The sequence below is a fragment of the Sinomonas terrae genome (assembly GCF_022539255.1).
GTDB classification, from domain to species: Bacteria; Actinomycetota; Actinomycetes; order Actinomycetales; family Micrococcaceae; genus Sinomonas; species Sinomonas terrae.
The window spans coordinates 1192672-1209606 of record NZ_JAKZBV010000001.1 but is presented as its reverse complement, the minus strand read 5'-3'; the positions used below and the strand labels follow the sequence as shown (position 1 = coordinate 1209606).

The 16935-nt window shown below is 68.0% G+C and carries 18 protein-coding genes; 6 read left to right on the top strand and 12 right to left on the bottom strand.

Annotated elements, in window-relative coordinates; translation table 11 throughout:
* Positions 1–125: 125 nt before the first annotated feature.
* Positions 126–1415 (bottom strand): ISL3 family transposase, encoded by a 1290-nt coding sequence (locus tag L0M17_RS05620; RefSeq protein WP_241052686.1) that lies wholly within the window; start codon positions 1413–1415, stop codon positions 126–128.
* A 184-nt stretch (positions 1416–1599) separates the two neighbouring features.
* Positions 1600–1770: an NAD(P)-binding domain-containing protein gene (locus L0M17_RS05615; RefSeq protein WP_241052682.1), complete on the bottom strand. Its 171-nt coding sequence runs from the start codon at positions 1768–1770 to the stop codon at positions 1600–1602.
* Positions 1771–1948: 178 nt separating this feature from the next.
* On the opposite strand from L0M17_RS05615, the gene L0M17_RS05610 reads away from it, so the two are divergent.
* On the top strand, positions 1949–2527 hold the full coding sequence (locus tag L0M17_RS05610) for a TetR/AcrR family transcriptional regulator (RefSeq protein WP_241052680.1): 579 nt from the start codon (positions 1949–1951) through the stop codon (positions 2525–2527).
* Between the two features lie 195 nt (positions 2528–2722).
* On the top strand, positions 2723–2953 hold the full coding sequence (locus L0M17_RS05605; RefSeq protein WP_241052679.1) for a three-helix bundle dimerization domain-containing protein: 231 nt from the start codon (positions 2723–2725) through the stop codon (positions 2951–2953).
* A 96-nt stretch (positions 2954–3049) separates the two neighbouring features.
* On the opposite strand, the gene ychF is transcribed toward L0M17_RS05605, so the two are convergent.
* Positions 3050–4135, bottom strand: a complete 1086-nt coding sequence (gene ychF / locus L0M17_RS05600) for a redox-regulated ATPase YchF (protein ID WP_241052678.1) — start codon at positions 4133–4135, stop codon at positions 3050–3052.
* A gap of 78 nt (positions 4136–4213) precedes the next feature.
* On the opposite strand from ychF, the gene L0M17_RS05595 reads away from it, so the two are divergent.
* The gene (locus L0M17_RS05595) at positions 4214–5425 is read left to right on the top strand and encodes a DNA recombination protein RmuC (RefSeq protein WP_241052675.1); all 1212 of its coding nucleotides are present in this window, start codon (positions 4214–4216) and stop codon (positions 5423–5425) included.
* A gap of 4 nt (positions 5426–5429) precedes the next feature.
* On the opposite strand, the gene L0M17_RS05590 is transcribed toward L0M17_RS05595, so the two are convergent.
* A complete protein-coding gene (locus L0M17_RS05590) occupies positions 5430–6515 on the bottom strand; it encodes a 4-hydroxy-3-methylbut-2-enyl diphosphate reductase (protein WP_241052674.1) in 1086 nt (361 codons plus the stop codon).
* Between the two features lie 17 nt (positions 6516–6532).
* Positions 6533–7378, bottom strand: a complete 846-nt coding sequence (locus L0M17_RS05585) for a hypothetical protein (protein WP_241052670.1) — start codon at positions 7376–7378, stop codon at positions 6533–6535.
* A 132-nt stretch (positions 7379–7510) separates the two neighbouring features.
* Here L0M17_RS05585 and xseA point away from each other — a divergent pair, with 132 nt between their 5' ends.
* Positions 7511–8911: an exodeoxyribonuclease VII large subunit gene (gene xseA / locus L0M17_RS05580; protein WP_241052668.1), complete on the top strand. Its 1401-nt coding sequence runs from the start codon at positions 7511–7513 to the stop codon at positions 8909–8911.
* A complete protein-coding gene (locus L0M17_RS05575; RefSeq protein ID WP_241052662.1) occupies positions 8904–9146 on the top strand; it encodes an exodeoxyribonuclease VII small subunit in 243 nt (80 codons plus the stop codon). The genes xseA and L0M17_RS05575 overlap by 8 nt, the downstream gene beginning before the upstream one ends.
* Before the next feature lie 9 nt (positions 9147–9155).
* Here the strand turns inward: L0M17_RS05575 and L0M17_RS05570 are convergent, their stop codons facing one another.
* From L0M17_RS05570 to L0M17_RS05540, 7 genes are all read right to left on the bottom strand, one after another.
* Entirely contained in the window at positions 9156–10019 is an 864-nt protein-coding gene (locus tag L0M17_RS05570) for a polyphosphate kinase 2 family protein (RefSeq protein ID WP_241052660.1), read from the bottom strand.
* 18 nt (positions 10020–10037) lie between these two features.
* On the bottom strand, positions 10038–11258 hold the full coding sequence (locus tag L0M17_RS05565) for a pyridoxal phosphate-dependent aminotransferase (RefSeq protein WP_241052657.1): 1221 nt from the start codon (positions 11256–11258) through the stop codon (positions 10038–10040).
* Positions 11259–11336: 78 nt separating this feature from the next.
* Complete coding sequence (locus L0M17_RS05560) at positions 11337–12299, bottom strand: ABC transporter substrate-binding protein (RefSeq protein WP_241052655.1); 963 nt, start codon at positions 12297–12299, stop codon at positions 11337–11339.
* On the bottom strand, positions 12296–13000 hold the full coding sequence (locus L0M17_RS05555) for an ABC transporter permease (RefSeq protein WP_241052654.1): 705 nt from the start codon (positions 12998–13000) through the stop codon (positions 12296–12298). Before L0M17_RS05555 ends, L0M17_RS05560 begins: the two co-directional genes overlap by 4 nt.
* Positions 12997–13683, bottom strand: coding sequence for an ABC transporter permease (locus tag L0M17_RS05550; protein WP_241052652.1), 687 nt, complete (start codon positions 13681–13683; stop codon positions 12997–12999). The genes L0M17_RS05555 and L0M17_RS05550 overlap by 4 nt, the downstream gene beginning before the upstream one ends.
* Positions 13683–14825, bottom strand: a complete 1143-nt coding sequence (locus tag L0M17_RS05545) for an ABC transporter ATP-binding protein (protein WP_290427277.1) — start codon at positions 14823–14825, stop codon at positions 13683–13685. The genes L0M17_RS05550 and L0M17_RS05545 overlap by 1 nt, the downstream gene beginning before the upstream one ends.
* Before the next feature lie 109 nt (positions 14826–14934).
* A complete protein-coding gene (locus L0M17_RS05540) occupies positions 14935–15807 on the bottom strand; it encodes an N-acetylglucosamine kinase (RefSeq protein ID WP_241056318.1) in 873 nt (290 codons plus the stop codon).
* 48 nt (positions 15808–15855) lie between these two features.
* On the opposite strand from L0M17_RS05540, the gene L0M17_RS05535 reads away from it, so the two are divergent.
* Positions 15856–16872, top strand: a complete 1017-nt coding sequence (locus tag L0M17_RS05535; protein WP_241052649.1) for a nitronate monooxygenase — start codon at positions 15856–15858, stop codon at positions 16870–16872.
* Positions 16873–16935 lie beyond the last annotated feature (63 nt).

Here is a 16935-nt window from a genome sequence, read left to right as displayed (position 1 = left end):
TTGGCGATGTCGATGATCGCCTTGCCGGCAAGGTTCTCGGCCCCGGCCTGGGCCAGAACATCCAGTGACGCGCCGCCGTTGGTGGCTCTTCGCGTTTCCGCGGGAATGGTCCTGCTGGGTGATTGTCACGCTGCTGTCTGAGCGGCGCTCCTGAGCAGGATACGGGATCGGTAGTTGTCCGGGTTCCGGAAGCCCCGTCCGGTTCGTTTGATGTTCTTGATCGCGGTGTTGTTCGCCTCGACCTTGGCCGTGGTCGCGCCGGTGGTGATGAGGACTTCGATCTCGTTCCACCAGCGCTTCACGGTGCGCAGGAGCCGTTTCGTCTCCACGGTCGGGGCGGCCTCGACGAGGCCCTCGAGGATCCGCAGGTGGTCCCGCGCCTCCTCGAGCGCCCCGGACGCGAGCAGGGTGCGGAGCTGCTCCTTGGCCTCCCAGGCGGCCTGCAGCTGCCCGGTCGGGTCGTCGGATTCGAAGACCGCCCGCAGTCGGGCCCTGCCGCGGCCGGAGAGGGTCTCGGCGCCGCGCAGGAGCAGGCGCCGGTTCGCCCACCCCGGGTCCACCGCCCTGCCGCGGCGGCCCTTGATCTCCTGGCTCAGCCGCTGCCTGGCCTCGGTGACGGCCTGGTTCGCCAGCTGGACGAGGTGGAACGCGTCGACCGACACCGCGGTGCGCGGAAGCCACATCCGCAGGGCCTTGCGGAACGCCGCCGACGGGTCGATCGCCACGACCTCCACCCCGAGGCGCCACGCCAGCGGCCGGGCGAACAGCCAGTCCCCGACACCGGTGCTGTCGCGGCCGTCCACGATGCCCAGCACCTGTCCGGTGTCCAGGTCAACGATCGTGGTCATCCACGGCTCGACCCGCACCCACGGCGATGCCTCGTCGGCCCGGTACCAGCGCACGGACCGGTACCTGTGCTCGTCGATCCCGAGCCTCTTCGGCGCGAGCAGGTCGACGTCCGGCAGCGTCGCCGCGGCGGCGTCCAGGGCGGTCTGGGCCAGCCACCACGAGACCCCGTGGGCCCGGGCAGCCTCGAGTGCGGCACGGCCCGAGCGGATCACGGCATCCACAAGCGCATGCAGGAGCCGGCGCGTGGACCGGGCCCGCCTGGGCACCTCGTCCGTGGCCTCGGTGAACGACCCACGCGGGCACGCCGGCTCGTCGCAGAACCAGCGCCGCTTGCGCCACAGCACCACGACAGCGCCGGCCAGGGGGACGTCGCGCAGCCGCTGGAGCCGTCGGTCCTTCACGCGGGCCGAGACGACCCCGCAGGCGGGACAGCCCGGCACCCCGGTGGACTCCACAGTGATCCGGCGGACGCCGAAGGCGGTGAGCGCGGCGGAGAGGACGCGGTATTCGGGCAGGTTGAAGATCACGGTGGCAGCACAGGGCTGCCCCGTCGTAGGCTCGATCAAGGCTCGTGGATCCTGTTCCGGACGAATGACTAGACACCACTCATCCAACAGGGCCACGAGCCCCTTCACGCCCTACGGCGCGAGCCCGATTCCCGCGGAAACGCGAAGAGCCCCGTTGGTGGCGTTGACGATGAGTTCGGCGCCAGCGGCGGCCTTCGCGAAAGTGGAAACCGTCACGCCGGGGTTATCGGGCGGCCCACGTGGCGTAGGCGTCGCCGCCCATCGGATCGGGCGCCGTGCGGGCGAGGGTGGCCTGAGGGTCGCGGGTGCCGACGGTGACGGCGTGGCCGAGCTCGGCAAGGCGGGCTGCGAGCGTGCGGCCGACCATGCCGGTTCCGAGTACTGCGATCTTCACGGGTCAGCTCCTGAGGATGTGCGTGGGAGGTGAATTGACTGCCCAAGGCCGTGATTCTGGCCTCGAAGGGACGGATCGTTCCGGAACCATGATTGTGACGGATCGTTCCGTCTGTCAAACTGGAGTCCAGAACCCAACAGTCGGATCCGGGAACGGAAGGAAGTGGAGGTGGGCCGCGATGGCTCGCAGAACGGCCGAGGAGAACCGCCGCAACGTCTTAGACGTGGCGACGCGCCTGTTCTACCGGCAGGGCATCCGCGCGGTCGGTATGGACGCGGTGGTGAAGGAGTGCGGAGTTGGGAACGCCACGGTCTACCGCCAGTTCCCCACGAAGGACGCCCTCGCCACGGCGTATGTGAAGGGCCGCGCCGACGCCTGGTTCGAGCGCATGGAGCAGGCGGCGACCGAGCACTCCGACCCGCGGCACCGGCTGCTCGCGGTCTTCGAGGTCCTGGCCGAGGACACCGCCGCGGCCTGGTACCGGGGCTGCCCCATGCTGAACACCAACACGGAGTTCCCCGACGGCGCCCACCCGGCTCACCTGACGGCAGTGGCGCACAAGCAGCAGGTGCGGGACTGGTTCCGCTCCCTCGCCGCCGAGGCGGGAGCGGCCGAGCCCGACCGGCTCGCCGACGACCTGCTGATCGTCCTCAACGGCGCCTACGCCACGGCCGCCGTCCTCGACGGCGCGACCTACGGCAGCCGGGCCCTCGACCTCGCCGGGCGCCTCATCGAGGCGGGCTGCCCCGCGGACTGACCTGACGGCGCCCCGCCTTGCATCGGGGCCCCCGGGGGCTTCTCGGGGGCGGTCTCGTGTGGAAGAAGCCGACCCTCCTGCCCGGCCGCGCCTGCACGCCCTGTCCGGCGCGGCGGAGGCATCGACCCGGGCGGTAGCCCAGCCGCGCACGAATGACCCCTCGCTATTCGTGGCCGCCCATAGGACCATGGGGTGATGGAACGGCAGACCGAGATCCAGGCGCTCAAGAACGTCCGATCGCGTCTGGGGGCCCGCTTCCCTGATCTGGGGGAAGAAGCCGTTGCCGCGGCTGTCAGCCGCGCGTCCGAGGAGATGACCGGGCCCGTCCGGGACTACGTGCCCGTTCTCGTCGAACGGGTGGCCCGGGATCGTCTTGCCCGCCTGCGTGACCATCCTGGGGCTCCAGCGGCGCCCTCTGCCCAATAGGGCTCGGGGCCGGAGCGCACGGCCTGAATCTGGGGCCGCACGGCATTCTGGGTGCTGGGCCCAAGCCATCGAGCCGGCCCCTGAATGCCTCCGCCGTCAGACGTTGAAGCGGAACTCCACCACGTCGCCGTCGGCCATGACGTAGTCCTTGCCTTCGATGCGGACCTTGCCGCGCGCCTTCGCCTCGTTCATCGAACCCGCGCTGATGAGGTCATCGAAGTGCACGACTTCGGCCTTGATGAAGCCCCGCTGGAAGTCCGAGTGGATGACGCCGGCTGCCTGCGGCGCGGTATCACCCTGATGAATCGTCCAAGCACGCGCTTCCTTCGGCCCCGCAGTGAGATAGGTCTGCAGACCGAGGGTGTGGAAGCCAACGCGGGCGAGCTGGTCGAGGCCGGACTCGTCCTGCCCGTTCATCTCGAGCATCTCCCGGGCCTCCTCCTCGGAGAGCTCGACGAGGTCGGCCTCAAGCTTCGCGTCAAGGAAGATGCAGTCCGCGGGCGCGACCAGCTCACGCAGCTCGGCCTGCTTCTCGGGATCGCCCAGCACCCCCTCATCCGCGTTGAAGACGTAGATGAAGGGCTTCGCAGTGAGGAGGTTGAGCTCCTTGAGGCCATCGATATCGAGCTTGTCACTCTGCACTGCGGAAGTGATCGTGTCGCCCCGCTCGAGGACCTTCTGCGCCGCTTGCAGGGCAGCGAGCTCGGCGGCGTCGCGCTTCTTGTTCTTGACTTCCTTCTCGACGCGCGGCAGCGCCTTCTCGATGGTCTGGAGGTCAGCGAGAATGAGCTCCATGTGAATGGTCTCGATGTCGGAGCGCGGATCGACGCGGCCTTCGACATGCACCACATCCGGATCGTCGAAGACGCGGACGACCTGCGCGATGGCCTGCGCCTCGCGAATGTTGGCAAGGAACTGGTTGCCGAGGCCCTCCCCTTCGGATGCGCCCTTGACGATGCCCGCGATGTCGACGAACGAGACGGTTGCAGGCAGGATGCGGTCCGAGTTGAAGATTCCGGCAAGCTGCCCGAGGCGCGGGTCAGGAAGGCTCACGACTCCCACGTTCGGCTCGATCGTGGCGAACGGATAGTTCGCGGCAAGGACCTGGTTGCGCGTCAGCGCGTTGAAGAGCGTCGACTTTCCGACGTTGGGGAGTCCGACGATGCCAATAGTGAGAGCCACGGTCATCCATCATACCGGCGGCCCCGTCTCGGAAATGTCGGCCCAGAAATGTCGGAGCCCCGTGGCATGGTGAAATGCATGGACGGTACCCAGACACTCGTGACGCTCCTCGCAACACTGCTAGCCCTGATCCTCGGCGCGCTGGGCGGCTACACACTGGCCCGCCGCCGGGCAGCGCACGACGGCGGAGGGTCGCCTTCGCTGCAGGCTCACCTCGCTCAGCTCGAGGCCCAGTTGGCCGCAGCGACCGCGGAACGGGATTTACTTGCCCGGCAGAACGCCGCACTCACAACGCTCGATGAACAGGAGAACAACGTCCTTCGGGCCCTTGCACCGGTTGCCGAGAAGCTTGGGGCCGTCCAACGCCAGGTCGCGCTGCTCGAGCGGGACCGGGTGGAACAGTATGGGCAGCTGGCCCAGCAGCTTCAGTCCGCACGCGAGTCGGACGCCGCGCTCCTGCAGACCACCCACGCGCTCAACGCCGCTCTGGCGAACAACGCCTCGCGCGGCATGTGGGGCGAGGTGCAGCTGCGACGAGTGGTGGAGGCGGCCGGCATGCTCGAAAGAGTCGACTTCAGCGAACAGATGACGGCCGCAGGCGAGACCGGCGCTCACCGCCCTGACCTCGTCGTGCATCTTCCGGGCATGAAGCACCTCATCGTCGATGCCAAGGTCCCGCTCGGTGCCTACCTCAAAGCGCAGGGACTCGCGCAGGATTCGAGTACGCCGGCAACCGAGGCCCGGAGGCGGCACCTTGCCGATCATGCGAAGGCGCTGCGGTCCCATGTGGATGTGCTCGGCACCAAGAAGTACTGGGAGTCGGTCGGCGCGAGCCCCGAGCTCGTCGTGTGCTTCCTGCCTGCCGAGTCCTTCCTCGCAGAAGCCCTCATCGAGGATCCCGCGCTTCTCGACTATGCGTTCTCCCGAAACGTGGCGCTCGCCTCGCCCGCGACGTTGATCGCCCTCTTGAAGGGCGTCGCGTTCGGTTGGAGGCAAGAACTGCTGACAGAGAACGCACGCGAACTGTTCGAGCTGTCCCAGCAGCTCTACAGCAGGCTGGGCACGATGGGGGGTCATGTCGCGAAGCTCGGGACGTCGCTCAAGTCCTCAGTCGAGCGTTACAACGCCTTCCTCGGCGCCCTCGAATCGCGGGTGCTGCCGACAGCGCGGAGAATCAGTGCTCTCGATCCCGGCGCACCGGAGACGCTACCGGAGCTTGCTCCCCTCGCGAGCACCCCGAGAGTGCTGAGCGCCGGCGAGCTACTCGACGAGCTCTCCCAGGCAGGGTAGCCCGCTAGCTCGTAGGGCGCTGGCCGCGTCCGCCGAGGCCTCGGCTGCCGTCGCCTGCTTCCTTGAGCGTCGCGCGGAGCTCCTTGGGGAGAGAGAACAGAATGTCCTCCTCGGCCGTCACGACTTCCTCGACTGTGGCGTAACCATAGTCAGCCGCGAGCCGAAGGACGTCCTGGACGAGCACCTCAGGCACGGACGCTCCTGAGGTCACTCCGATCGTGGCCACTCCCTCGAACCAAGACTCGTCGACCTCGTTGGCGAAATCGACGCGATGGGCCTTCTTTGCGCCGTATTCGAGGGCGACCTCGACGAGCCGAACTGAATTTGACGAGTTTGCCGAGCCCACCACAATCACAAGATCCGCTTGAGGCGCGATCTTCTTAATGGCCGCCTGTCGGTTCGAGGTCGCATAGCAGATGTCGTCGCTCGGCGGATCCTGGAGGTTCGGGAAACGCTCGCGCAGGCGACGGACGGTCTCCATCGTCTCGTCGACGGAAAGGGTGGTTTGTGAGAGCCAGATGAGACGGTCCGGGTCGCGAACCTCGATCGTGTCCGCCTCCTCGGGCGAATTGACGATCTGCGTGTGTTCCGGTGCCTCGCCGAACGTGCCCTCGACCTCTTCATGGCCCACGTGGCCGATGAGGAGGATCTCGTAGTTGCCCTTCGCGAACCGTACGGCCTCGCGGTGGACCTTCGTGACGAGAGGGCAGGTGGCGTCGATAGTCCGCAATCCGCGCTCCTCAGCGGAACGCACAACAGCGGGACTCACGCCGTGCGCCGAAAAGACGACGAGGGAACCCTCGGGAACCTCGTCCGTCTCATCGACGAAGATCGCACCCCGCTCCTCGAGCGTTTCGACGACGTGCCGGTTGTGGACGATCTGCTTGCGAACGTAGACCGGCGGTCCGTAGTGCTCGAGGGCCTTCTCAACTGCAATGACGGCGCGGTCCACACCAGCGCAATATCCGCGTGGCGCTGCGAGCAGAACCCGCTTCTCCTCCACAACCGCAGCTGCGGCAGCCACGTCCTCGGGCGTCCGGCGGCGGCGCGGAACCGTAGGCATGGACAGGGAGACGGGCGAAAAGGTCATGAATCCATGCTAGCGAGTCACCAAGTGGACTCCGTCCGAACCTTCGATCTGCGCCGGAGCGCACCGAGCACCGCCCCCAGCACGAGAAGCACCGCTCCACCGATGGCCACGGCCAAGATCCACGTTTCGAAATTCGAGGCCGCGAGCTCCGCTGCCCGGGCTCCGAACGCCGATGACATCGACCCTGTGCTCCCCTGGGCGGATCCTGCGGAAGGGACAAGGCCGACTGCCCCTTGATATAGCGCGGCAATCAGCAGCAGACCAATACCAGCCCACGCCAAGGCGACCCCTCGCCGTCGTGCGAAGAGCAGACCGAGCACGAACGCGAGGACCGCCCCGAGGGACAGCGGGAGGGCCAACGCGGCGAGGTTCTGCGCGCCCGTCAACCACGAGCGCTGCTGGGCCGTTCCCACCTGGACCTGAAGCGAGGGCGGAGGCGGGATGTTCACGTTCAGCGAACTTCCAAGCCGTCGAGACATGAGGGCGGCCATTGGGGAGAGTTCGAGCTCGAAGGCGTTGGCGGAAGCTTTGTCAGGACTGAAGTTGAGCTGATGGCTCGCACGCAGCGTGTCGCTCCATGCCTGAGGGAACCCCGGATCCGAGACGAGGCTCGTCGCGAGCCCTTTGACCGCCTGTTCGGCCACCGGTCGGAGCACCGCGGGGATGCCCGAATCCGAGAGCACGGCAGTCTCCAGATTCGAGACGAGGGTCGACTGGAGCTGCTTGTCGGTGCTCATCGGGGAGAGCAGCTGAACGAATCCCGACTCGTCGACGAGGTTCCGGTCAAGCCACAGTGCCGGCACGGCCACGGCAGTGAGGACGACGGCGAGCAGCACTGAGAGTGCGGAGAGAACGGTACGCATGGCTTCCCGGGGTCGGCGACAACGCACCTATCGTAGAGGGCGAAGCCCATTGCTTCCGGGGAGGGGCCGTCTAAGAGTGTCGCTGGCCCGTGATACTTGTGGGACATGACCCAGCGCGGAAAGGGGGAAGACATGCCCGAGTCAGTCGAGCCAATACAGGACCTGGCCTCTGGAACGAGCGAGGGTTCCGCGCTTGCTGGCGCGGCGCGAGGAACTGCGGACGAAGCCCGGGCGAGCCTTCCCGAGCGCGCCGCGGACACGAGCCCTGACAACCCGTGGCCCCTCGCACTGCTCTCCCGCAAGCTCAAGGAGCACATCGATCGCTCGCCGCAGGTCTGGGTCGAGGGTCAGGTCATCGAGCTGAATCAGCGCGGGTCCAATGCGTTCCTCACGCTGCGCGACGTCGAGGCGGAGATCTCGCTTTCCGCCTCTGCTTGGGGCCAGGTGATGGCCCGCGTGAAGGAGCCGCTCGAGCGGGGTTCACGTGTCGTGGCGCTTATCAAACCGGAGATGTGGCTCAAGACCGGGCGCCTCAACATGCAGGTCCGCGACATCCGGCCTGTCGGTCTGGGCGATCTCCTCGCCCGGATCGAGCGGTTGCGGCAGTCTCTCGGGGCCGAGGGTCTGTTCGCGGAATCCCGCAAGCGCCGCCTCCCCTTGCTCCCCCACCGGATCGGTCTCATAACGGGCCGCGACTCGGACGCGAAGAAGGACGTGCTCCGGAACGCGGCCCTGCGGTGGCCCGCTGTCCATTTCGAGATCCGCGAGGTAGCAGTCCAGGGAGCGAGCGCAGTCACCGAGGTCGTCTCGGCCCTCTGCGAGCTCGACGCCATGCCGGAGGTCGACGTCATCGTGGTTGCCCGCGGCGGCGGATCCCTCGAGGACCTCCTCCCGTTCAGCGACGAACGCCTCGTCCGCGCTGTCGCCCACGCGCAGACCCCGGTCGTGAGCGCAATCGGTCACGAGGCGGACAGGCCGATCCTTGACGATGTCGCTGACCTCCGCGCCTCCACCCCGACGGATGCGGCGAAGCGGATCGTCCCCGAAGTCACCGAGGAGCTTGCTCGCGTGCGGCAATGCCGCGAACGCCTCGAACGTCAGATAGCCCTGCACGTTACGCGCGAGGAACAGCAGCTCACGCTCCTACGGAGTCGTCCCGTCCTCGCACGCCCGGAACAGATGCTCGATGTCCGCCACGACGACCTCGGGCGGCTCCTCAACCGCGCCCATCACGCGGTGAGCGGCGCCGTCGTCCGGGGCCAGGACGCAGTCCGCCACCTGCGCGCGCAAATCAGGGCGCTCTCACCGCAGCAGACCCTCGACCGGGGGTACTCGGTCGTGCAGCTGCTCGACGGGCCTGCAGCCGCCGTCATCCGCGAGCCCGGCGACGCGCCCGCGGGCACACCGCTTCGAGTGCGGCTCTCGCGAGGGGCGATAGTCGCGACATCGGAAGGTGAACTGCCCTCCCGCACCGCACGCAGCGCCCATCAACTAGGCTCGCCCGATCCCGACGGAGGAACCCATCATGGCTGAAGCCCAGCAGGACGCCTTCGCGGAGTTGAGCTACGAGGAAGCCCGGGAGCAGCTCGTCGCAGTTGTCACCAAGCTCGAGGCCGGAGGGGTGAGCCTCGAGGAATCACTCGCCCTCTGGGAGCGGGGTGAGGCCCTCGCGCAGCGTTGCGAGGAGTGGCTCGAAGGCGCACGACGCCGGCTCGACGCCGCCCGCCGTCAGCCCGAGGCTAGCGGCGCCCAAGACACGGGCGAATAGGTCGTTTCCTCAGCTCTCGGCGAGCCGCTGCTTTTCGGCTTCGACGTCGAATGAAGCGGTAGGCCACTGCGGGTCCATCCGCTGGAGGGCGCCCAGCATCAGATCCTGCACGACCAGGCGCGAGTACCACTTGTTGTCGGCCGGGACAACGTACCAGGGCGCGTACGCGGTGCTGGTGCGAACGAGGGCGGCCTCGTAGGCCGCCATGTAGTCGTCCCAACGCAAACGCTCGTCGACGTCGCCGGGATCGTACTTCCAGTGCTTGGTCGGATCGTCGAGCCGGGCTGAAAGCCGCCGGAGCTGCTCGTTCTTGCTGATGTGCAGCATGATCTTCAGGACGTGGGTCCCGTCCTCGTGGAGCTTCGACTCGAAATCCTGGATCGCCGAATACCTCCGTTCGAGTTCTTGCGGCTCCACCCATCCGTGCACCCGGTGGATGAGTACGTCCTCGTAATGCGAACGGTCGAAGCACCCGATCATGCCCGGTCCCGGAAGCTGACGTTCCACCCTCCAGAGGAAGTCGTGGCGCTCCTCGTCCTCGCTGGGGGGCCCGAAGGACGCGAGCTGTACGCCCTGGACGTCAACGGCGCTCACCACGTGACGTATGATCCCGCCCTTGCCGGAAGTGTCCATCCCCTCGAGCACGAGGAGGAGGGAACGACGGCGGCCGGCATGGCCCTCGGCGAAAAGGCGCTCCTGGAGTTGGGCCAGCCGAGAACTCCTCGCGGAGAGCGCCGCCTTGCCGTCCGACTTCCTGCCCCCGAAGGCTGGCGTCGAGGCTGGATCGATCGCCGCGAGCGAGAACCCTGGCCCCACCCCGAACAGTCGCTCAGGGTTGTCCTCGAATACCTTCTCAGCCTCGCTCTGCGCCATTGCCCGCCTCCAGCTGGGTCAGTTCCCTTCGTACCTGCTGAGGAAGTCCCCCATGCGGCCGATAGCTTCCTCGATGTCCGCGACGGCAGGGAGCGTGACCATGCGGAAGTGGTCGGGCGCGTGCCAGTTGAACGCGCGGCCGTGCGAGACGAGGATCTTCTGCTCGCGGAGCAGGTCCAGGACAAAGCGCTCGTCGTCCTGGATCGGGTAGACCTCGGGATCGAGCCGTGGGAACAGGTACAGCGCACCCTTGGCCTGTCGGGTGGAGACGCCGGGGATCGCGTTGAGCATCTCGTACGCCTTGTTTCGCTGCTCGAGCAGCCGGCCGCCGGGCAGGATCAGGTCATTGATGCTCTGGTATCCACCCAGCGCCGTCTGGATCGCGTGCTGCGCGGGGACGTTCGCACAGAGTCGCATGTTCGCGAGCAGGTTGATGCCCTCGAGGTAGTCCGAGGCGGTCTTCTTCGGACCCGAGATTGCCATCCACCCGGCGCGGTACCCGCACACGCGGTACGCCTTGGACAGGCCGCTGAACGTCAGGCACAGGACCTCATCGTCCGTGAACGCGGCCATGTTGGTGTGGGTGTTCCCGTCGTAGAGGATCTTCTCGTAGATCTCGTCCGCGAAGATGATCAGCCCGTGCCGCTCGGCTAGCGCCACGATCCGGCGCAGGGTCGAGTCCGAATAGACGGCACCCGTCGGGTTGTTAGGGTTGATCACTACGATGCCCTTGGTGCGGGGGGTGATCTTCGCCTCGAGGTCCTCGAGGTCCGGCTCCCAGTCCGCCTCCTCGAGGCAGGTGTAATGGACAGCCCGGCCGCCTGCGAGGGAGACGGACGCAGTCCAGAGCGGGTAGTCCGGGCTCGGGACCAGGATCTCGTCGCCCTGCTCGAGCAGTGCCATGAGCGAGAGCGTGATGAGCTCGCTGACGCCGTTGCCGAGGTAGATGTCGTCGACGCCGATGTTCTGGATGCCGCGTGTCTGGTAGTACTGCGACACCGCGGTGCGCGCGGAGAAGATGCCTCGCGAATCGCTGTAGCCCTGTGCGTGCGGAAGGTGACGGATCATGTCCACGAGGATCGCGTCCGGCGCCTCAAACCCGAACGGCGCGGGGTTGCCGATGTTCAGCTTGAGGATCTTGTGCCCCTCGGCCTCCATCTGCTGGGCAGCCTCCAGAATCGGTCCCCTGATGTCGTAGAGGACGTTATGGAGCTTGGAAGACTGCTTGAACTCGGCCATTCCCTAAGAATGCCACAGGGTGTGAGCGTCCCTTTCGAGATTCCGCTCACACCCTGTTGGCGTCACTTGCGGCAAGGACTACGAAGCGAGGCCCTTGTCCTTGAGCCATGCCTTGGCGGCGTCCGCCGGGCTCTGCTTCTGGTTGCCGCTCACTGCACGGTTCAGGTTGATGAGGTCCGTCGTCGTGAGCTTGGAGGAGACGTTGTTGAGGGCCTTCTTCGCCGCATCCGTCAGATTGGCCGTGTTCACGAGGGGGACAACCTGCTGGGCGATGAAGTTGTTCTTCGGGTCGGCGAGGACCACGAGGTCGTTGTCCGGAATCGACGGGGTCGTCGTGAAGATGTCGGCGACTTGGATGTCGTTCGAGAGAAGCGCCTTCAGCGTGACTGGCCCGCCGCCGTCGTTGAACGGCTGGAACTGCTTCGGCACGCAGTTGTACTTGGACTTGAGCCCCGGCAGGCCGTAGGCGCGCTGCTCGAACGTGGCCGGAGCACCTATGACAAGGTCACTGCAGACCTTGGACATGTCGGCGATGCTCTCGAGCGAGTACTTGGTCGCCGTGGCCTTCGTGACAACCATCGCATCCTTGTCCTCGGCTTGGGCAGGATCGAGGACGCCGAGGCCCTTCGGCAGCTTGTTCGGCAGGGCAGAGGCGATGTCAGAGGCCGAAACCTGGGTCGCCTTCGGGTCCAAATAGAGGAGCAGGTTCCCGGTGTAGTCAGGCACAATGTCGATCGAATCGTCCTGGACAGCCTTGTAGTAGACCTCGCGGGCGCCGATGTTGGGCTTGGTCGTCGCGGGGATCCCCGCCGCATTGAGGGCACCCGCGTAGAGCTCGGCGATGATCTGGCTCTCTGGGAAGTCCGCGGATCCAACGACGAGCGTCTTGCTGCCGCCGGATGCCGCCGAGCTCGAGGCACCGCCTGAACTCAGCGGATTGGACGAGCCTCCGCACGCGCTGAGCGCGAGCGTGAGCCCAAGGCCCGCGGCCAGTGCGGCGACCGCCCCGCGTCGCGGGATGGAGGGCAGGTGACTGGTCATGGCATTCCTTCCTTTAGGGCCTCCGGAGCCGGGATCTCCCGTCTGGAGGCCGAGCGAGGACCGAGGCGTCGAAGAAGGACGCCCAGGACGAGGTCGGCGACGACGGCGAGCGCCGCCACGAGGACGGACCCGCCGAGCATCTGGGGATAGTCGGAGAGGGCGAGGCCGTCGAAGATGTACCGGCCGAGCCCCCCGAGATTCGTGTAGGCGACGACGGTCGCCGTCGCGATGACCTGCAGGACCGCGGCGCGGATGCCGCCGAAGATCACGGGCGCAGCATTGGGGAGTTCGACGCCGAACAGGATCTGGAGTTCGCGCATTCCCTGAGCGCGCGCCGCATCGACGACGACGGGGTCGACGGCGGCGATTCCCGAGTACGTTCCCGCAAGGATCGGCGGGATGGTGAGGATCACGAGTGCCCAGATCGGCGGCATGAGCCCGATGCCCGCGAGGAGCACGAAAAGGACGAGGAGGCCGAGGGTCGGCACAGCGCGCAGCGCTCCGGCGAGGGCGACGACGACGACCCGCCCCCGCCCGGTGTGTCCCACGAAGGCCCCAATGGGCAAGGCGATCGCGCTCGCGATGGCAACTGTCAGCAGGGTGTAGAAGACGTGCTCGCCGAGTCGCGTGGGGATGCTTGAGTACCCCGACCACTGGAGGGGGTCGGTGAACCACGCCCACGTCTGCTCGAAGAGGTTCACGCGTTCGCCGCCCTTCGGGCGAATGCTCCCCTGCGCGGCGCCGCCCCCGAGGCGAAACGCGCCCACGGCGAGAGCAGCCGGCCCATCACCACGAGAAGGAGGTCCATGAGGAGCGCGAGCACGAGGATCGCGACAAGGCCGACGACGATCTCCGTCACGAAGTCGCGCTGGAGTCCCTCCGTGAAGAGGATGCCGAGATTTGGCATCCCGACGAGCGCCGCGACGCTCACGAGCGAGATGTTGCTGACCGAGACGGCACGCAGGCCCGCGACCAGAACCGGGAGCGAGAGCGGGAGATCGACGTGGAAGTACCTCGTCACCGCGGTGTGTCCGAGTGCCTGCGCGGCAAGGCTCAGCTCCCCGTCCACCGAGTCGAGGGAGTCCAGCGCGGAACGCATAAGGAGCGCAACCGCGTACACCGTCAGAGCCACGACGACATTCACGGGGTCCAGGATCCTGGTCCCGAGAACGACGGGCAGGATGATGAACAGCGCGAGCGAGGGCACGGTGTACAGCACCGAGCTCACGGTCAGGAGCGCGGTCCGCCACGCCGGGTGCCGCCGGACCAGCTGAGCCAGCGGGAGGCTGATCACGAGGCCGAGCGCGAGCGGCACGATCGCCAGGACCAGGTGCTGCCCGGCGAGCGAGAGGATGCGGCCCGAGTTCGCGATGGCCCACTCCATCAGCTGGCCCCCCCGGCCATAGTCTCAGCGCCGGCCCGCGAACCGGCCCGGGACTCAGCCCGCTCGCGCTGGGCGTCCGCGCGTCGACGGTCCGCTTGGGCGATGACCGCTGCGGCGCCGACTGTGCCGACAAACCGCCCGTCGTCGTCAATCACAACCCCGCGCCCGGAAGGCGAGGACAGCGCGGCGTCGAGCGCTGTCCTAAGAGACGCACCGGCCCGGTGAAGCGACCCCCCGCTGACGAGCGTGCCGGGAGCCGCAGGCGACGCCCACCCCGCGGGTCGGCCGGCGTCGTCGACCACCACCGTCCATCCCGCAAGCCGCGCCCCTGAGAGGCCCGACTTGAGCAGGGTCTCGGCGCCGTCGACAGCGAGCCCCGCGTCGTCGTAGAAGCCGAGGTGCCGGAAGCCGCGGTCGCGACCCACGAAACCGGCCACGAAGTCGTCGGCGGGTGCACGCAGGATCTCCTCAGGCCCTGCGACCTGGGCAAGGCGGCCGCCCACCGCGAAGACGGCAATCCGCTCGCCTAGCAGCACCGCTTCATCGATGTCGTGAGTGACGAAGACGATCGTCTTGCCGAGCTCGCGCTGAAGCCGCAGAAGCTCCTGCTGCAGCTCATGGCGAACCACCGGGTCGACGGCGCTGAACGGCTCGTCCATGAGGAGGACGGGAGGGTCGGCGGCGAGGGCGCGGGCGACACCGACGCGCTGCTGCTGACCACCCGAGAGCTGCGCGGGGTAGCGGCCGGCGAGCGCCTGCGGGAGGCCGACGACGTCGAGCAGCTCGCGCGCGCGGGCCCGGGCACTCCGACGCGAGACTCCGTTGAGGCGGGGCACAGTCGCGATGTTGTCCACCACCGTACGGTGCGGCATGAGACCCGCGGCCTGCATGACGTATCCCATCGACCGACGGAGCTTGGCAGCTGGCAGCGACGAGACATCCTGGCCGTCGACGATGATCGTGCCCGAGCTCGGTTCCACCATACGGTTGACCATGCGGAGCGAAGTCGTCTTCCCGCAGCCGGAAGGGCCGACGAAGACGGTGATGTGGCCTCGAGGCACGGTCAGGCTGAGCCGGTCGACGGCTGTTGCTCCGCCGTAGACCTTGGTCACCTCGCGGAACTCGATCATGGCTTCTGTCATGCTGGTCCTCGCTTGAAGGCATGCGCTGGGCTGAAGGGCTTGTACCGCTCTGGCTGAGGCGAGCCTACCAGCGTTCTGGGGCGCAAGCGCCGGTGAAGAGGCCGCTGGCTCAGGCTTCGCGGGCCGCAAGCTCGATCGTCCCGAAGACGGGATCGCGGTCGAGCACCCGTACGTCGCCGATCCCCTGTTCTTCGAGCGCCGCGCGAAAGGCCGCCTGCAGCCTGCGCACGTTCATCCCGAGCCCGCTTCCCAGGATGACGGGGCCGTCGATGCCGAGCTGCCGGGCCACCTGGGCGGCCATGCGGGCGAGGTCGTGGGCCGCTTGGTCGAGCATGAAGCCTGCCCCGGCGTGGCCCGCGTCCGCCGCGTCCACGACGATCCGCGCGCGCTGGGCCCAGTAGCGCCTGCCGGTCGCCGCATCGTGGAAGTGCGCGATGAGTTCCCCGGGCTCCGCGAGCCCCGTGCTGTCCAGGAGGGAAGCCGTGAGCTCGTCCGGCTCGAGGCCCAGATTCATACGGTGCAGGCTGTAGCGGACGGCCTCCCTGGCGAGCCAGTAGCCACTGCCCTCGTCGCCGAGGAGATAGCCCCAGCCGCCCGCGCGTGCCTCATCGCCGTCGTCGTTCATCCCCCAAGCCGCGGAGCCCGTTCCCGCGATCACCGCGACGCCAGCGCGCGCGTGCCCGGCAGCCAGCAGGAGCCTCGAATCATGCACCACGGTGACGGTGGCGTTCGGCGTATGCGGCCGGATGAGGGCCGCGAGGGCCGCCGCGTCGGCCTCGGTGTCAATCCCGCCCGAACCGACGACGACGCGCGCGACGTCCGAACCGTCCAGCTCTGCGAAGAGCGCGGCGAGGTTGGCCGCGGCTTGGTCGCGGGTGACGTTCTGGACGTTCGCGCTCCCGGCCTCGCGGTCGTCCACGACCTCGCCGTCGACCACCTTGATCCCGCGGGTCTTCGTGCCGCCGATGTCGAGCCCGATCATGGTGCCCCGGGGGGCTGAGCCTTTGTTCACCCGCCTAGAGTACTGAGCATGGATCGAGAGCTGCCCGAAGGACTGTTCGGAACGGGCGTCGTCGGCGCCCCCATGGCTGGCGGCCCGAGCCGCCCCGCGCTGGCTGAGGCGGTGAGCCGCGCAGGTGGGGTCGGCTTCCTCGCCGCCGGCTACAAGACGCCCGAGGCGATGGCCCGCGAGGTGGACGAACTGTCCGCGTCCGGCCTCGCGTTCGGCGTCAATCTCTTCGTCCCGGCCAACGAGCCCGTGGATCGCGAGGCAGTCCTTGCCTATCGAGAGCGGCTCCGCCCCCTCGCCGAGCGGCTCGGCGTCGACCTCCCAGAGCCGAGGTGGGCGGACGACGACGCATATCCGGCGAAGCTCGCGCACCTCCTCGAGCGTGTGCCGCCAGTCGTCTCGTTCACGTTCGCCCTCCCGCCCGCGGGCGACGTCGCGAGCCTCCGGAAAGCGGGCGCGTTCGTGATCCAGACCGTGACGAGCCCTGACGAGGCCAGGGCTGCCGAGGAGCTCGGCGTGGATGGCGTCGTCGTCCAGTCCTCGGCCGCGGGAGGGCACTTCGCAGCCTTCACGTCGGGCCCGGCATTCGCTGGGGACCTTCCCGACCTCGTCTCCGCGGTGCGCGCCGCCGTCGGGCTTCCGGTGCTCGCCGCAGGCGGCATCGGAACTCCTCAAGCTGCTCGTGCAGTCCGCGCCGCCGGCGCCGCCGCCGTCCAGCTCGGCACCGCCTTCCTGCGCACCCCTGAGGCGGGCACAAATCCGGTCCACAGGGCCGCGCTCGCTGACCCCGCCTTCGCGCGGACCGCCCAGACGCGCGCCTTCTCGGGCAAGGCTGCCCGGGGGCTCGAGAACGCCTTCATGCGCGACTTCGCCGACGCCCCGGCCGGCTACCCCACGCTGCACTATCTAACGGCTCCCTTGCGGGCGGCCGCGGTGGCCGCAGGCGACCCGCAAGGGACGAACCTCTGGGCGGGGACCGGCTGGAGGGAGGCCCGGGAGGAAACGGCGGCGGAGGTCGTAGCGCGCTTCGCGGAGTAGCAGAGAGCGAGACGTGGCCACTCGTCGGGCAAGAAGTACCCACTCGTCGGGCAAGAAGTGCCC

Coding starts and splice junctions, on each gene's coding strand:
- L0M17_RS05610 (WP_241052680.1), top strand. CDS start 1,949: ATGGCTCGCAGAACGGCCGAGGAGAACCGCCGCAACGTCTTAGACGTG.
- L0M17_RS05605 (WP_241052679.1), top strand. CDS start 2,723: ATGGAACGGCAGACCGAGATCCAGGCGCTCAAGAACGTCCGATCGCGT.
- L0M17_RS05595 (WP_241052675.1), top strand. CDS start 4,214: ATGGACGGTACCCAGACACTCGTGACGCTCCTCGCAACACTGCTAGCC.
- L0M17_RS05590 (WP_241052674.1), bottom strand. CDS start 6,515: ATGACCTTTTCGCCCGTCTCCCTGTCCATGCCTACGGTTCCGCGCCGC.
- L0M17_RS05585 (WP_241052670.1), bottom strand. CDS start 7,378: ATGCGTACCGTTCTCTCCGCACTCTCAGTGCTGCTCGCCGTCGTCCTC.
- xseA (WP_241052668.1), top strand. CDS start 7,511: ATGCCCGAGTCAGTCGAGCCAATACAGGACCTGGCCTCTGGAACGAGC.
- L0M17_RS05575 (WP_241052662.1), top strand. CDS start 8,904: ATGGCTGAAGCCCAGCAGGACGCCTTCGCGGAGTTGAGCTACGAGGAA.
- L0M17_RS05570 (WP_241052660.1), bottom strand. CDS start 10,019: ATGGCGCAGAGCGAGGCTGAGAAGGTATTCGAGGACAACCCTGAGCGA.
- L0M17_RS05565 (WP_241052657.1), bottom strand. CDS start 11,258: ATGGCCGAGTTCAAGCAGTCTTCCAAGCTCCATAACGTCCTCTACGAC.
- L0M17_RS05560 (WP_241052655.1), bottom strand. CDS start 12,299: ATGACCAGTCACCTGCCCTCCATCCCGCGACGCGGGGCGGTCGCCGCA.
- L0M17_RS05550 (WP_241052652.1), bottom strand. CDS start 13,683: ATGGAGTGGGCCATCGCGAACTCGGGCCGCATCCTCTCGCTCGCCGGG.
- L0M17_RS05545 (WP_290427277.1), bottom strand. CDS start 14,825: ATGACAGAAGCCATGATCGAGTTCCGCGAGGTGACCAAGGTCTACGGC.
- L0M17_RS05540 (WP_241056318.1), bottom strand. CDS start 15,807: ATGATCGGGCTCGACATCGGCGGCACGAAGACCCGCGGGATCAAGGTG.
- L0M17_RS05535 (WP_241052649.1), top strand. CDS start 15,856: ATGGATCGAGAGCTGCCCGAAGGACTGTTCGGAACGGGCGTCGTCGGC.